Source organism: Roseibium aggregatum IAM 12614, from assembly GCF_000168975.1.
GTDB classification, from domain to species: domain Bacteria; phylum Pseudomonadota; class Alphaproteobacteria; order Rhizobiales; family Stappiaceae; genus Roseibium; species Roseibium aggregatum.
This window is the reverse complement of sequence record NZ_AAUW01000023.1, coordinates 2,501-16,473: the sequence shown is the minus strand read 5'-3', so window position 1 is coordinate 16,473 and position 13,973 is coordinate 2,501. Positions and strand designations below refer to the sequence as shown.

9 protein-coding genes, 1 tRNA gene and 2 rRNA genes are annotated in these 13,973 nt (G+C 58.8%); 3 read left to right on the top strand and 9 right to left on the bottom strand.

Annotation, left to right across the window (positions count from 1 at the left end):
* The first annotated feature begins 1 nt into the window (after position 1).
* The gene (locus tag SIAM614_RS25355) at positions 2-1,789 is read left to right on the top strand and encodes a gamma-glutamyltransferase family protein (RefSeq protein ID WP_006938980.1); all 1,788 of its coding nucleotides are present in this window, start codon (positions 2-4) and stop codon (positions 1,787-1,789) included.
* A 62-nt stretch (positions 1,790-1,851) separates the two neighbouring features.
* On the opposite strand, the gene SIAM614_RS25350 is transcribed toward SIAM614_RS25355, so the two are convergent.
* The 5 genes from SIAM614_RS25350 to SIAM614_RS25330 all read right to left on the bottom strand — a co-directional run bounded on the left by SIAM614_RS25350 (position 1,852) and on the right by SIAM614_RS25330 (position 6,958).
* Positions 1,852-2,958, bottom strand: a complete 1,107-nt coding sequence (locus tag SIAM614_RS25350; protein ID WP_006938979.1) for a DmpA family aminopeptidase — start codon at positions 2,956-2,958, stop codon at positions 1,852-1,854.
* Positions 2,955-3,785 carry an ABC transporter permease gene (locus SIAM614_RS25345; RefSeq protein WP_006938978.1) on the bottom strand — a complete coding sequence of 277 codons (831 nt, stop codon included), beginning with the start codon at positions 3,783-3,785 and terminating at the stop codon, positions 2,955-2,957. The genes SIAM614_RS25350 and SIAM614_RS25345 overlap by 4 nt, the downstream gene beginning before the upstream one ends.
* Positions 3,782-4,717 (bottom strand): ABC transporter permease, encoded by a 936-nt coding sequence (locus SIAM614_RS25340; RefSeq protein ID WP_006938977.1) that lies wholly within the window; start codon positions 4,715-4,717, stop codon positions 3,782-3,784. The genes SIAM614_RS25345 and SIAM614_RS25340 overlap by 4 nt, the downstream gene beginning before the upstream one ends.
* Positions 4,714-5,832, bottom strand: coding sequence for an ABC transporter ATP-binding protein (locus SIAM614_RS25335; RefSeq protein ID WP_006938975.1), 1,119 nt, complete (start codon positions 5,830-5,832; stop codon positions 4,714-4,716). Before SIAM614_RS25335 ends, SIAM614_RS25340 begins: the two co-directional genes overlap by 4 nt.
* 79 nt (positions 5,833-5,911) lie before the next feature.
* Positions 5,912-6,958 (bottom strand): ABC transporter substrate-binding protein, encoded by a 1,047-nt coding sequence (locus tag SIAM614_RS25330; RefSeq protein ID WP_040441119.1) that lies wholly within the window; start codon positions 6,956-6,958, stop codon positions 5,912-5,914.
* A 115-nt stretch (positions 6,959-7,073) separates the two neighbouring features.
* On the opposite strand from SIAM614_RS25330, the gene SIAM614_RS25325 reads away from it, so the two are divergent.
* Positions 7,074-7,943, top strand: a complete 870-nt coding sequence (locus SIAM614_RS25325) for a MurR/RpiR family transcriptional regulator (RefSeq protein ID WP_006938971.1) — start codon at positions 7,074-7,076, stop codon at positions 7,941-7,943.
* An 8-nt stretch (positions 7,944-7,951) separates the two neighbouring features.
* On the opposite strand, the gene SIAM614_RS25320 is transcribed toward SIAM614_RS25325, so the two are convergent.
* Positions 7,952-8,527, bottom strand: a complete 576-nt coding sequence (locus tag SIAM614_RS25320; protein ID WP_006938970.1) for a cupin domain-containing protein — start codon at positions 8,525-8,527, stop codon at positions 7,952-7,954.
* Positions 8,528-8,643: 116 nt separating this feature from the next.
* On the opposite strand from SIAM614_RS25320, the gene SIAM614_RS25315 reads away from it, so the two are divergent.
* Positions 8,644-9,984, top strand: coding sequence for an aspartate aminotransferase family protein (locus SIAM614_RS25315; protein ID WP_006938966.1), 1,341 nt, complete (start codon positions 8,644-8,646; stop codon positions 9,982-9,984).
* A gap of 341 nt (positions 9,985-10,325) precedes the next feature.
* Here the strand turns inward: SIAM614_RS25315 and SIAM614_RS25310 are convergent.
* From SIAM614_RS25310 to SIAM614_RS25300, 3 genes are all read right to left on the bottom strand, one after another.
* A tRNA-Met gene (locus SIAM614_RS25310) sits at positions 10,326-10,402 on the bottom strand.
* 318 nt (positions 10,403-10,720) lie between these two features.
* Positions 10,721-10,835, bottom strand: a 5S ribosomal RNA gene (gene rrf / locus SIAM614_RS25305).
* Between the two features lie 291 nt (positions 10,836-11,126).
* Positions 11,127-13,841: ribosomal RNA gene (locus SIAM614_RS25300) — 23S ribosomal RNA — on the bottom strand.
* Between the last annotated feature and the right edge of the window lie 132 nt (positions 13,842-13,973).

Genomic DNA, 13,973 nt, shown 5'->3' with positions numbered 1-13,973 from the left:
CATGCCGACTTTCACCACCCGCCCCGAAATTACCGGCACCTTCGGTGTCGTCACCTCCACCCACTGGATCGCAAGCGCCGTCGGCATGAGCATCCTGGAAAAGGGTGGCAATGCCTTTGACGCCGCCGTCGCGACCGGACTTGTGCTGCAGGTTCTGGAGCCGCATCTGAACGGCCCGGCCGGCGATCTGCCGGTGATCTTCCACAAGGCCGGAACGGGCGAAACCAAGGTCGTTTGCGGCCAGGGACCTGCGCCGGCGGGAGCCACCATCGAGCATTACAAGGCCGAAGGGCTGGATCTCATTCCGGGCAACGGTCTGCTGTCGACTGTCATTCCGGGCGCTTTCGACGGCTGGATGCTGATGCTGCGCGACCACGGCAACTTGAGCCTGCGCGACGTGCTGGAGCCTGCGGTCTATTACGCTGAAAACGGCCAGCCGATGCTGCCGGGCGCAGCGGCAACCATTGGCGGCCTGAAGGACTTCTTCCAGACAGAGTGGCCGACGTCCTTTGAGACCTGGGTACCGGGTGGAACCGTGCCGGAAGCCGGCGAGATGTTCAAAAACCCGGTTCTCGCCCAGACCTGGACGCGGCTTTTGAGCGAAGCGGAAGGCCAGACCGGCCGCGAAGCCCAGATCGACGCGGCACGCAACTGTTTCTATCGCGGTTTCATTGCCGAGGAGATTGTGGCCTTCCTGGACAAGACCGAGGTGATGGATGGCTCGGGTGCTAAGCACAAGGGTGTGCTTACCGCCGACGATCTGGCGAGCTGGAGCGCGACATACGAAGATCCGCTCCTGAGCGACTATCACGACTGGACCGTTGCCAAGACTGGCCCGTGGGGACAGGGGCCCGTGCTGCTGCAGGCGCTGGCGCTCCTGAAAGGCTTCGACATCGGCGCGATGGACCCGGCCGGGGCCGATTTCGTCCACCATGTGACGGAAGCCATGAAGCTCGCCTATGCCGACCGCGAGGTCTATTACGGCGATCCGGCCTTCGTTGACGTTCCTATGAGCGCGCTGCTGTCGGACGACTACAACGACGCGCGGCGCAAACTGATTTCCGACACCGCCTCCTTCGACCTGCGCCCCGGCGTTCTGCCGGGCTTCGAGGACCAGGTGGCTGCCAACATGGCCGTGATCGAACGCGCCGGCATTGCCAACACGGGTCTTTACGAACCGACGATGGCGCATCTTTCCGAGCGGCGGGGCGACACGGTTCACCTCGACATCATCGACCGCTGGGGCAACATGGTTGCCGCCACCCCGTCCGGTGGCTGGCTGCAATCCTCTCCGATCATCCCCACACTCGGCTTCTGCCTGAATTCACGCGCGCAGATGTTCTGGCTGGAAGACGGCCTGCCGACCAGCCTGGCGCCCGGCAAACGCCCACGCACCACGCTGACCCCGAGCCTTGCCTTCCACGACGGCCGGCCGGCGATGGTGTTCGGCACGCCCGGCGGCGACCAGCAGGACCAGTGGCAGCTCTCCCTGTTCCTGCGGCTTGTGCATCACGGCCTCAACCTGCAGGAAGCCATCGACCTGCCGCTGTTCCACACGACCCACTTCCCGACCTCGTTCCACCCGCGCCAGCGCCAGCCGGGGCACGTGATGGCCGAAGGCAATTTCAGCGCCGAGACGATCAATCTGCTGCGGGCTCGCGGGCATTCGGTGGAGGTTTCCGGCAACTGGACCATCGGCCGGCTGACCGCCGCCAAGCGCAGCGCAGACGGCGTTCTGAAGGCGGCGGCAACACCGCGCCTGATGCAGGCCTATGCGATCGGTCGCTAGAGGCAAATGCAGCCCACCGGTGCCTCCAGAAAATGGCATCGGTGCCGGTGGGTCTTTGACCCCTATGAGAAAAGCCGCTTGAGGGCTTCCGCGTCGATCGCCCGGCAAACCGAACCGGATGGACGGGCCGTCGGCGTGTCTTCAGCCGCCAGCATGGCGTTGAGGACAGCTTCCTCGACCGCCTCTACAGCGGCCATATAGACCGGGTCGAGCAGATCATCGTTCAGCGATACCATGGATTTCCACGGCCCGCTTAATTGAGGCAGATCCATTTCATTGGCCGTGCTGAAGGCAAGGAAAATGTCACCGGAATTGTTGCCGCCGGGCGTACCGCCCCGGCCGATGCCGATGGTCGCGCGGCGGGCCAGACGGTCGAGCTGGGAAGGCAGCAGCGGCAGATCCGTTGCGATGATGACGATGATCGACCCGCGCTCCGCATTGAAACCGGGTATCCGGTGGTCCGTCATTTTCTCGCCCACCGGCTGCCCCAGCACCTTGAGCCATGGCCGAAGCCCGTGGTTCGCCTGCACAAGAACACCGAGCGTATGGGTTTTCCCGCCGGCTTCGACACGCCGCGAGGCGGTGCCTGTTCCTCCCTTGAACTCGTAGCAGATCATGCCCGCACCACCGCCGACATTGCCTTCCGCGGGCGGCTCTGATGTTGCATTTTCAAGGGCTTTCGTCGCGTGTTCCGGCCGCACATGCAGACCGTTGATGTCGTTCAGGACACCGTCATAGGTTTCCGCGACAACCGGCATGGCCCACAGATGGTTGTTTTCCCAGGCATCGCGGTAGGTATCGACCATCCAGCGCACCGCAGCCTCATGCGCAGCGCCCACGCTGTGCGTGTTCGTGATCAGGATCGGGCCGGTGAAATAGCCCGCGTCCTTGACCCAGTGGCTGCCGGTCATTTCGCCGTTGCCGTTGAGCGCGTGCAAACCGGCCCACACGGGACGCGGTGTCGATGTCCGCCCCCGGGGCAGAATCGCCGTCACCCCGGTCTGCACCGGAAGACCATTTCTGGCGAGCGCGGGTGTCCGCCTTGAGGAAAGCGTCTCGTAGCCGACAAGCACACCTTCGACATCGGTAATCGCGTTTTGCGGGCCCGGAGTGCCCGGCATTGGCAGCCCCAGATCGCGGGCGCGTTTGGTCTTGAGTTTCTGCGTCATTTCTTGCGGGACCGCATGTAGAGGCCAACGGAGGCGATGATGAAGGAGAACACCAGCATGACCGTGGCGATTGCATTGATTTCCGGTTTGATGCCCCTGCGCAGCATCCCGTAGATGTGCACGGGCAAGGTCGTGGAATCGACGCCGGAAATGAAATAGGTGATGACCAGATCGTCCATCGATATGATGAAGGCGAGCATGGCGCCGCCGATAACCCCCGGTGCGATCAGCGGCAGAGTCACCCGTTTGAACGTCGTCCAGCCGTCCGCCCCCAGATCCGCCGATGCCTCTTCCAGGCTGTCGTCCATATCCGAGATACGGGCACTGACCACGATGAACACGTAGCTGCTGAGGAAGGTGCAGTGGCCGATGATGATGGTGTGCAGCCCCAGCCCGAAGCCGAAGGACACGAAGAAGATCAGCAGTGCGATGCCGAGGATGATGTCGGGCATGATCATCGGCATGAACATCAGGGCCCGGTAGAAATTCTTGAGACGGAACCTGAAGCGGGCGACCGCCAGCGCAACCGACGTTCCGAGCACCGTCGACACTGCCGTGGTGATCAGGGCCACCGTCAGGCTGTTCAGCACCGCGTTATAGAGCTGATCTGTGGACTCCACATACAGCGTCAGCTCGTTCAGCTCCGTCGGGAAGCCGAAGATCGTGCGGTACCAGTCGAAGGTGAACCCCTGCCAGATCATCATGTTGACCGGGTTGGAGTTGAACGAGAACACCGTGATCAACAGGATCGGCACATAGATGAAGACCAGAAACAGCCATCCGTAGACCGACAAGAACAGGTTTCTCCAGGAAATCTTGCGTCTCATGCCGCGACCTCCTCAGCCACCTTCAATCCACCCGCCTGCCGCTCTTCACGTGTGACGATGCGGATGTAGTAGAGAAGCAGGACCAGGACGGCGGCCATAACCATCATTCCGAGCGCCGCTCCGAAGGGCCAGTTGCGCGCCGACAGGAATTGTTGCTCGATCAGATTGCCGATCATCACCACCTTCGCCCCGCCCAGAAGCGATGGCACGATGAAATTGCCGAGGCTCGGAATGAAGACGATGATCGAACCGCCGACGATGCCAGGCAGGGTCATCGGCAGGATGACGCGAAAGAACGTCTGCAGCCGGTTGGCGCCCAGGTCCTGCGAGGCTTCGATCAGGCTGAGGTCGAGCTTTTCGATGCTGGCATAGAGCGGCAGGAACATGAACGGCACGAACACATAGACCATGCCGATGATAACCGCCGTTCCGGTGAAGATGATTTCCAACGGCTCATCGATCAGCCCGAGGCCCATCAGCGCCTGATTGAAGAACCCGGTCGGCCGCAGGATCAGGACCCAGGCGAACAGGCGTACGATCAGGCTGATGAAAAACGGCAGCGTGATCAGGAAGATAACCAGGTTCTTGCGTTTCTCCGGCATGCGCGACACCCAGAAGGCGACCGGGTAACAAAGGATGAGGCTGAGGAGAACCGTCGTTGCGGCGAGCTTCACCGAGCGCAGGAAGATCTCGAAATAGACCGGATCGAAGCGTTCGTATTTGGTATCGGCCCAGCCCAGAATGCGGCCGTAGTTCAGGTGGAAAAACTTCCATTCAACGCCGCCATAAAGCCCCGGCGTGAGCCAGGAATAGACGATCATGATGGCGAGCGGCCCGAGGAAGAAGACCGCGAGGAAGGCGGACGGCGGCAGCAGCAGGCCGAACAGCGTCAGCTTTCGCCTGCTTTCCAAAGTGTGGTGCGCCTTGCTCATGCCGGCGCTCCCTTGCCCGGAATGAGGTGCACCGCATCATGCGGCACGAACAGCGAGGTCTGTTCGCCGATCGTATGATGCGACGTGCCAGGCCCTGCCCGAAGCGATGCCCGGACCGGCGGCAAGCCCTTGCACGCCAGGACAAGATGATAGTCGGTTCCAGCGAAGAAGCTCTCGCTGACCGTGCCCGAGATCTCGTGCCCTGCGCGCTCGTCTGGATTGCTTTGTCCAAAACCCTCTACGAGGTTTTCCGGCCGGATCAGAACCTTTGCCGGATCGCCCCGCTTCAGGCCGTTCACCGGGCAATCGCGTATGACCGTGCCGTCGGTCAGAACGACGTCACAGCTTTCGCCTTCAACAGACACAACCGTGGCATCCAGAAGATTGCTTTCACCGATGAAGCGGGCGACGAACTCGCTGCCGGGGCGGCGATAAAGCTCCTCCGGGGCATCGAGCTGCTGGATGGTGCCGCCGTTCAGCACCGCAATCCGGTCCGACATCACCAGCGCTTCTTCCTGATCGTGCGTAACGAAAATGAAGGAGATGCCGAGTTCGTGCTGCAGGGTTTTCAGTTCCTGCTGCATCTTGTGACGCAGGTTCTTGTCGAGTGCCGACAGAGGTTCGTCCAGCAGCAGAATTTTCGGCTGGGCGACCAGTGACCTGGCAAGCGCCACCCGCTGTTGCTGGCCGCCGGAAAGCTGGCCGATCTTGCGTGCGCCCATGCCGGCAAGGCCGACAAGCTCGAGCATATTGCCGACGCGCTCTCTGATCTCGGCTTTGGCGGTGCCTCGAACCTCGAGACTGTAAGCCACGTTCCGTTCCACCGTCAGATGCGGGAACAGGGCATATCTTTGAAAGACGGTGTTGACCGGTCGCTTGTGCGCCGGCTGATCCGACACAGGCTGGCCGTCTATATAGATCTCTCCGCTGTCGAGATCCTCGAACCCGCTGACCGCCCTGAGCAGAGTTGTCTTGCCACAACCCGACGGCCCAAGCAGCGTCAGAAACTCGTTGTGAGCCACCGTCAGGGACACGTTGTCCAGTGCACGAATGACGCCGCCTTCGGGAGCCTGAAAGCTCTTGGAGGCGTTTTCGATCCTTAAAATTCCTTGCATTCTACCCCCTCGGAACGTCAGGCAACGTGCGCGGCCCATGGCCGCGCAGTCTTATCTTGACGATCGTCCGCATCCGGCGTCATTGAGCCGTTTTGATGCGTGTCCATTCGCTGTTGTAGAGTTGCAGGTCGCGGCCGAGGTCCACGAAGATCTGCAGCTTTTCCATCACGTCCTGAGGTGGGTAGATGCTTTCATTGTTGGCGATTTCCGGCGGCAGAAGCTCCCGGGCCGGAAGGTTGGGCGTGCCGTTCAGTTGCTGCTGCACGTTCAGTGCGGCAATTTCCGGCTGAAGATAGAACTGCAGGAACTTCTTGGCGTTGTCCTTGTTGGGAGCGCTGGCGAGGACGCAGATGTCCTCCTGATACATGGTCGCGCCTTCCTTCGGGATGACATAGGCAAGCACATCCGGCGCCTGCTGCACGAAGATATTCGCACCGACATACCAATGGGCCGCCGCCACATCGCCCGACTGGACCAGCGGAATGCTGTCATAGGTAAAAGCCGTGACGTTCTTCTTGCGCTCCAGAATGTAATCGGCGGCAGCCTTGATTTCGTCTTCGTCGGTGGAATTGACCGACGTGCCGTTCATGATGTGACCGATGCCGATCGTCTCGCGCAGATCGTCCAGCAGGATGATCTTCTCGCCCTTGTCGGCCAGGGCAAAGAGATCTTCCCAGCCGGTCATCTCGGCGACCTTTTTCTTGTTATAGACGATGCCGACGGTTCCCCAGGCATAGGGCAGGCAATATTCGGCATCCGGGTCGGTCTTCGCGCGGATGAACTGCGGATCGATGTTCTTGAAAGCCGGATCGCTGCCGATATCGGTCTTTTCCAACAGGCCGAGCTGGAACATGATGTCGTGCATGTGGACCGACGGGAACACGATATCGTAGCCGGTGGCGCCTGCCTGGATCTTCGCCAGCATTTCCTCGTTGGAGCCATAGGTATCCAGGTTGACCTTGATCCCCGTCTCCTCGGTGAATTTGGCCAGGACCTGCGGATTGATGTAGTCGCCCCAGTTATAGAGATTCAGTTCTTCTTCGGCCTGTGCAGCACTGGCAACAGCCACCAGTGCCGCTGCCGCAAGTGTTGCCTTGGCAACTCTCTTCAGCGTGTTGTTAGTCATGGAACCCTCTGGTTTGCTGCCACGTTTCTGGGAGGTGAACGGGCTTGCGTCCAAAAGGAGATTGAATTATGACATTTCTGTCAAATGTTATTTTTCTGTCATTTTGGGAGGTGGCATGGAAGCCGGGTTCTCATCCTTCCCGCAGGCCAAATTCGATGAATTCCTCAAGCGCTTGCAGGATGAAACGCCGAAACTTCCCAAGCAGGAAGCCCGGCTTGCGCAATTTGTCAGTCTGAATATTTCATCTCTCGGGTTGGAAACCGGCAAGTCGCTCGCGGAAAAGGCCGGCGTCTCCGAGGTGACAGTCGGCCGGTTGCTGCGCCGGCTCGGCTGCGACGGCATGAAGGGGCTCAAGCAGCTCCTGCGCGAGCATTACTCCGTCACCACCGCCTCCTTCGTCACCGATGGCGATATTCCCATCCGCTTCGTCGAGACATTGGAAGCCGAGGTTCAGGGGCTGACCAATGTCTTCAACCAGACCCAGGGCGGCAATTGGGACGAGGTGACCCGGCTGTTGTCGGACGCTGAGACGATTTTCGCCACGGGGTTCCAGTCGATCCGCGGAACGGTTGAAGACTTCGCCCGCCGGCTGGCGCTCGCGCGGAAGAATGTCCACTTCCTGTCCGCCCACGACAGCATGCTGGGCGAATGGCTCGACCAGAGCCCGCAAAGCGCGGCCTCCAGTTGCCTCATACTGGTGGATGTCGTTCCCTATGCGTCGGAATCTGTGAAGCTTGCCCGGCTGGCGAAGAGCCAGGGCCGGTCGGTTATCGTGGTCTCGGACGAATATTGCCACTGGAGCCGGGAGATTGCCGACGCGGCGATCTATGCCCCCTCCAGAACAGGGCTTTTTCTGGAATCGACCATCGGCATTGTTGCCGCGCTCAGCCTGATGGTCGATGTCGCCGCCAGGGCCAACGAGACAGCTTCCGCTCACCGGCTGGTGCAATGGAAGGCGAATTCGAAGAAGCTCGGCCTGTTCTAATTCCGCGTTCAGAACGTGGGCGGCGTGCAGGCGCTGACGACGACACACCGCTCGTTCCGAAGCGCCTTGAACCTGTGCGGGGTCGTGCTCTTGAAGAGATAGGCGTCCCCCGGCCCGAGGATTTTTCTCTGCTCGCCGACGGTGACCTCAAGCCGCCCCTCGATGACGATACCGGCCTCTTCACCCTCGTGGCTGAGCATGACGCGGCCCGTGTCCGCGCCCGGTTCATAAACCTCGTAAAGCATCTGGAGTTCGTGGCCGAAGAGGCTGTTGCCGACCTGCCTGTAGGAAATGTTGCCCTTGCCGATTTCGGTCAGCTCATCCGCTCCGAAAAACACCTGCTCCTGCCGTTCCGGTTCATAGGCGAAGAACTCGGACAGACCGATCGGTATGCCGTCCAGAACCCGCTTCAATGCACTGAGAGAGGTGTTGATCTTGGCCGCTTCAAGCTGAGAGATGAAGCCATTGGTGACACCGGCCCGTTTGGCCAACTCCCGCTGCGAATATCCGTGCGCTTCCCGGATCGCGCGCAGGCGCAATCCAACATCGCGAGAGAAGTCATCGGTGTTTAGTGTGTTTACCATCGTAAACAATCTCCCACTGAAACAGCGCCTTTTCAAGGACTTGATGTGGAGAAGAAACAGACTGTTCGGCGCTTCAAAATCAGTGCTTTCTAGTGCGACCGACCGAGGAGGTGCACATGAACATCGTCAGCAACGACACAGATTTCAAAACCAACCAGGCGCTTGACGCCTATTGGATGCCCTTTACAGCGAACCGTCAGTTCAAGCAGGCGCCGCGCATGCTGGTTTCCGCCAAGGGCATGCATTACCGCAGCGACGACGGCCGCAGCATTCTCGACGGCACCGCAGGTCTCTGGTGCTGCAATGCCGGCCATGGCTATGAAGAGATCACCAATGCGGTCGCCCGGCAGCTTTCGGAACTGGACTATGCGCCATCCTTCCAGATGGGCCATCCGATCGCATTCGAATTTGCCGAGCGCCTGAAACAGATTGCACCGGATGGTTTCAATCACGTCTTCTTCACCGGGTCCGGATCTGAATCCGTTGACACGGCCCTGAAGATGGCCCTCGCCTATCACCGTGCCCGCGGCGATGCGTCCCGCACCCGGCTGATCGGGCGGGAACGCGGCTATCACGGGGTCGGCTTCGGCGGCATTTCCGTCGGCGGCATCGTCAACAACCGCCGCCATTTCGGGTCACTCCTGACCGGCGTCGACCACTTGCCGCACACCCATGCTCTCGAACACAACAGCTTCAGCAAGGGCCAGCCGGTGTGGGGCGCGCATCTTGCCGACGATCTGGAACGGATCGTCGCGCTACACGGGGCGGAGACAATCGCCGCGGTCATTGTCGAACCCGTTGCCGGCTCCACCGGTGTGCTCATCCCGCCCAAGGGATACCTCGAACGGCTGCGCGCGATCTGCGACCGTCACGGTATTCTGCTGATCTTTGACGAAGTCATCACCGGCTTCGGCCGCCTCGGCGCCCCCTTCGCGACCGATTTTTTCGGCGTGAAACCGGATCTCTTCACCACGGCCAAAGGCCTCACCAACGGCGTCATCCCGATGGGCGCGGTTTTCGCGCAGGACGCCATCTACGACGCTTTCATGGACGGACCGGCCGAGACGATCGAACTCTTCCACGGCTACACCTATTCCGGCCACCCCGTCGCCTGTGCCGCTGGTCTTGCAACGCTCGACATTTACGAGAAACAGAGCCTGTTGACGCGCGGCGCAGAGATTTCCAGCACCTGGGAGGACCGGATCCATACCCTCAAGGACGCAAAACACGTCAAGGACATCCGCACCATCGGTGTGATCGCCGGCATTGAACTTGAGTCTCGCGACGGAGCCCCCGGAAAGCGGGCCTACGAGGTTTTCGTCAAGTGTTTTGAGGCGGGCTTGCTGATCCGCGTTACAGGGGACATCATTGCCCTTTCGCCTCCGTTGATTGTAGAAAAAGGCATGATTGACGAGATGGTGGAAACGCTGGGACAGGTCCTCTCAGAGACGGCCTAGGTGTTCGGGCTTTTGCCCTGCCTGTCATATATAACAAAAAACCCCGTCAGATTTTTCTGACGGGGTTTGATTTTGTTCCGGTTGCAGGATTTGTAGTTTTCTGGCCGGTTGCGTCGGGCGAAGCGCTCGTTGATGGGGCGGGTTGATGTCAAGATCCATGCCGCGAGTCCTCAAACACAAAAGCCGCCCTTACGGACGGCTTTTTTGTTTGGTTGCGGGAGCAGGATTTGAGAGTTTTCTGCCCTTCTGCGTCGGGCATAGCCCTCCTTGCGGGCCCCTGGTCAGTTTAAAATCTGTATCCGTTACCAACAAAAAACCCGGCGCGAGGCCGGGTTATTTGTTGGTTGCGGGAGCAGGATTTGAACCTGCGACCTTCAGGTTATGAGCCTGACGAGCTACCGGGCTGCTCCATCCCGCGTTATTCGGTTGTTTTCGGGGTACCGAGGTATCCCGGATGGGCTTGAGTAAGCCCGGAGATTTTAGTTTTGTTTGTCCTCGGCGCTTTGGTCCTGGGGGCAAACTGGGCTGCTGCATCAAGGCTGCGGCAGCGTGTTTCGTGTTGCCTTGAGTGCTGCGCTGTTAGGGGACAAGAAGTTCCGGAGCGCAGCGGAGGCAAGGCCAAGTGGCCGCCGGCCAGACTTTGTATTTGGCAGGCCGCCCCGCGGAGCGCAGCCCGAAGGGCGTTACGCGCGTGAGCGACAGACAAATTGAAGAGGTTTCAAATTGCGATTAGCAGGCCTGGCGGCGACCTACTCTCCCACACCTTAAGATGCAGTACCATTGGCGCTGGGGAGTTTCACGGCCGAGTTCGGGATGGGATCGGGTGGGGGCTCCCCGCTAGGGCCACCAGGCCGGCGAAGCGCAATTTGCGTGAACTGGTCTATATATTTATTTGATTTTGATCTGGTTTTCCTTCTGCTTTGCAAGGAACAAGAGCTCCGAGCGCAGCGAAGGCAAGGCCAAGTGGCCGTCGGCCGGTCAGGCCGCGTGGTTCGCAGGACAGGTCCAAAGGACCGGTACGTCCGTGAGAACAAAACCATTATCTCAAACGCGCTCAAGCAGCCCAAAGGGCGATAGCGCACTTAAGATGATCTTTTTGATGCGCCAGGGGCGCATCCAAAAGATGAACATTGACTAATGAGAGGATCAAGCCGAACGAGCTATTAGTAAAGCTAAGCTTCATGCGTTGCCGCACTTCCACACGCTTCCTATCGACGTGGTGGTCTTCCACGGCTCTTCAGGGAGAACTGGTTTTGAGGTGGGTTTCCCGCTTAGATGCTTTCAGCGGTTATCCCTTCCGTACATAGCTACCCTGCAATGCGGCTGGCGCCACAACAGGTCCACCAGAGGTACGTCCATCCCGGTCCTCTCGTACTAGGGACAGATCCTCTCAATTCTCCTACACCCACGGCAGATAGGGACCGAACTGTCTCGCGACGTTCTGAACCCAACTCACGTACCACTTTAATTGGCGAACAGCCAAACCCTTGGGACCTGCTCCAGCCCCAGGATGTGATGAGTCGACATCGAGGTGCCAAACAATGCCGTCGATATGGACTCTTGGGCATCATCAGCCTGTTATCCCCGGCGTACCTTTTATCCGTTGAGCGATGGCCCTTCCACGAGGGACCACCGGATCACTATGGCCGTCTTTCGACTCTGCTCGACTTGTCAGTCTCGCAGTCAGGCAGGCTTATGCCATTGCACTCAACGAGCGATTTCCGACCGCTCTGAGCCCACCTTCGCGCGCCTCCGTTACCATTTGGGAGGCGACCGCCCCAGTCAAACTACCCGCCACACACGGTCCCGGATATTGTTGTACCGCGGTTAGATATCCATGACGACAAGGGTGGTATTTCAAGGGTGACTCCACAAGAGCTGGCGCTCCTGCTTCAACGTCTACCACCTATCCTACACATGTCGTGACGAATACCAGTGTGAAGCTGTAGTAAAGGTGCACGGGGTCTTTCCGTCTGACCGCAGGAACCCCGCATCTTCACGGGGAATTCAATTTCACTGAGTCTATGCTGGAGACAGCGGGGAAGTCGTTACGCCATTCGTGCAGGTCGGAACTTACCCGACAAGGAATTTCGCTACCTTAGGACCGTTATAGTTACGGCCGCCGTTTACTGGGGCTTCAATTCGGTGCTTGCACACCTCCTCTTAACCTTCCAGCACCGGGCAGGCGTCAGACCCTATACGTCGCCTTACGGCTTCGCAGAGCCCTGTGTTTTTGATAAACAGTCGCCACCCCCTGGTCTGTGCCACCCCACAACGGTTGCCCATCGTGAGGTCTCCCTTCTCGCGAACTTACGGGAGCATTTTGCCGAGTTCCTTCAGCATAGTTCTCTCAAGCGCCTTGGTATTCTCTACCAGTCCACCTGTGTCGGTTTCGGGTACGGTTTATACGGTGGAGCTATTTCCTGGAACACCTTCGCTGCACCCCCAATCCAATAAGGAGATACAACACACGGCATCCGTCACTACCACCAAGCTGCAGAATATTAACTGCATTCCCATCGACTACGCCTTTCGGCCTCGCCTTAGGGGCCGGCTAACCCTGCGCCGATTAGCGTTGCGCAGGAACCCTTGGACTTTCGGCGAGCGGGTCTCTCACCCGCTTTATCGTTACTCATGTCAGCATTCGCACTTCTGATATCTCCAGGAGCCCTCACGGGTCCCCCTTCGCAGACTTACAGAACGCTCCGCTACCGCGCATCCTAAGATGCACCCGCAGTTTCGGTGTATGGCTTGAGCCCCGGTACATTTTCGGCGCGGAACCCCTTATTTAGACCAGTGAGCTGTTACGCTTTCTTTAAATGATGGCTGCTTCTAAGCCAACATCCTGGTTGTTTTGGGAGTTCTACATCCTTTCCCACTTAGCCATAACTTAGGGACCTTAACTGGCGGTCAGGGTTGTTTCCCTCTCCACAATGGACGTTAGCACCCACTGTGTGTCTGCCGGATAGTACTTCTCGGTATTCGGAGTTTGGTTAGGATCAGTAAGGGGGTAGCCCCCATACCCACCAGGCTCTCCCCCGAGAGTATTGATCCGACGCTCTACCTAAATAGATTTCGCGGAGAACCAGCTATTTCCGAGTTTGATTGCCTTTCACCCCTACCACAGCTCATCCCCGATTTTTCAACAGGCGTGGGTTCGGTCCTCCAGTGCGTGTTACCGCACCTTCAACCTGGCCATGGCTAGATCACTCGGTTTCGGGTCTAATCCAACGAACTAGGGCGCCCTATTCAGACTCGCTTTCGCTACGCCTACACCTACCGGCTTAAGCTTGCTCGTTAAATTAAGTCGCTGACCCATTATACAAAAGGTACGCTGTCAGGCTTGCGCCCTCCAACTGTTTGTAGGCATCCGGTTTCAGGAACTGTTTCACTCCCCTCGTCGGGGTACTTTTCACCTTTCCCTCACGGTACTTGTTCGCTATCGGTCGACAAGGAGTACTTAGGCTTGGAGGGTGGTCCCCCCACGTTCAGACAGGATTTCACGTGTCCCGCCCTACTCGAGGACTTGCATAATTTCTACCCGTACGGGGCTATCACCCACTAATGCCCGACTTTCCAGACGGTTCCGGTTCTTAAATGCAAGCCACTGGCCTGGTCCGCGTTCGCTCGCCACTACTAGCGGAGTCTCGGTTGATGTCCTTTCCTCCGGGTACTTAGATGTTTCAGTTCCCCGGGTTTGCTCCCTTGCGGGTACTCCATACGGAGTGGGTTTCCCCATTCGGAAATCCACGGATCAAAGCTTATTCGCAGCTCCCCATGGCTTATCGCAGCGTATCACGTCCTTCATCGCCTCTTGTCGCCAAGGCATCCACCGAATGCCCTTAAGACACTTGATCACTCTCATTATCAATGCTCATCTCATGTCTGCAAATCCACCAGACCAACCTTGAGTACCTTTAACACTCAAGACCAACCTGGCTTCAAAACAAACTGATCATCAATAATATAAGACCAGTTTCACGAGATTT

Bases quoted from the DNA above. Each gene is read 5' to 3' on its own strand.
- SIAM614_RS25355 (WP_006938980.1), top strand. From the start codon at position 2: ATGCCGACTTTCACCACCCGCCCCGAAATTACCGGCACCTTCGGTGTC.
- SIAM614_RS25350 (WP_006938979.1), bottom strand. From the start codon at position 2,958: ATGACGCAGAAACTCAAGACCAAACGCGCCCGCGATCTGGGGCTGCCA.
- SIAM614_RS25345 (WP_006938978.1), bottom strand. From the start codon at position 3,785: ATGAGACGCAAGATTTCCTGGAGAAACCTGTTCTTGTCGGTCTACGGA.
- SIAM614_RS25340 (WP_006938977.1), bottom strand. From the start codon at position 4,717: ATGAGCAAGGCGCACCACACTTTGGAAAGCAGGCGAAAGCTGACGCTG.
- SIAM614_RS25335 (WP_006938975.1), bottom strand. From the start codon at position 5,832: ATGCAAGGAATTTTAAGGATCGAAAACGCCTCCAAGAGCTTTCAGGCT.
- SIAM614_RS25330 (WP_040441119.1), bottom strand. From the start codon at position 6,958: ATGACTAACAACACGCTGAAGAGAGTTGCCAAGGCAACACTTGCGGCA.
- SIAM614_RS25325 (WP_006938971.1), top strand. From the start codon at position 7,074: ATGGAAGCCGGGTTCTCATCCTTCCCGCAGGCCAAATTCGATGAATTC.
- SIAM614_RS25320 (WP_006938970.1), bottom strand. From the start codon at position 8,527: ATGGTAAACACACTAAACACCGATGACTTCTCTCGCGATGTTGGATTG.
- SIAM614_RS25315 (WP_006938966.1), top strand. From the start codon at position 8,644: ATGAACATCGTCAGCAACGACACAGATTTCAAAACCAACCAGGCGCTT.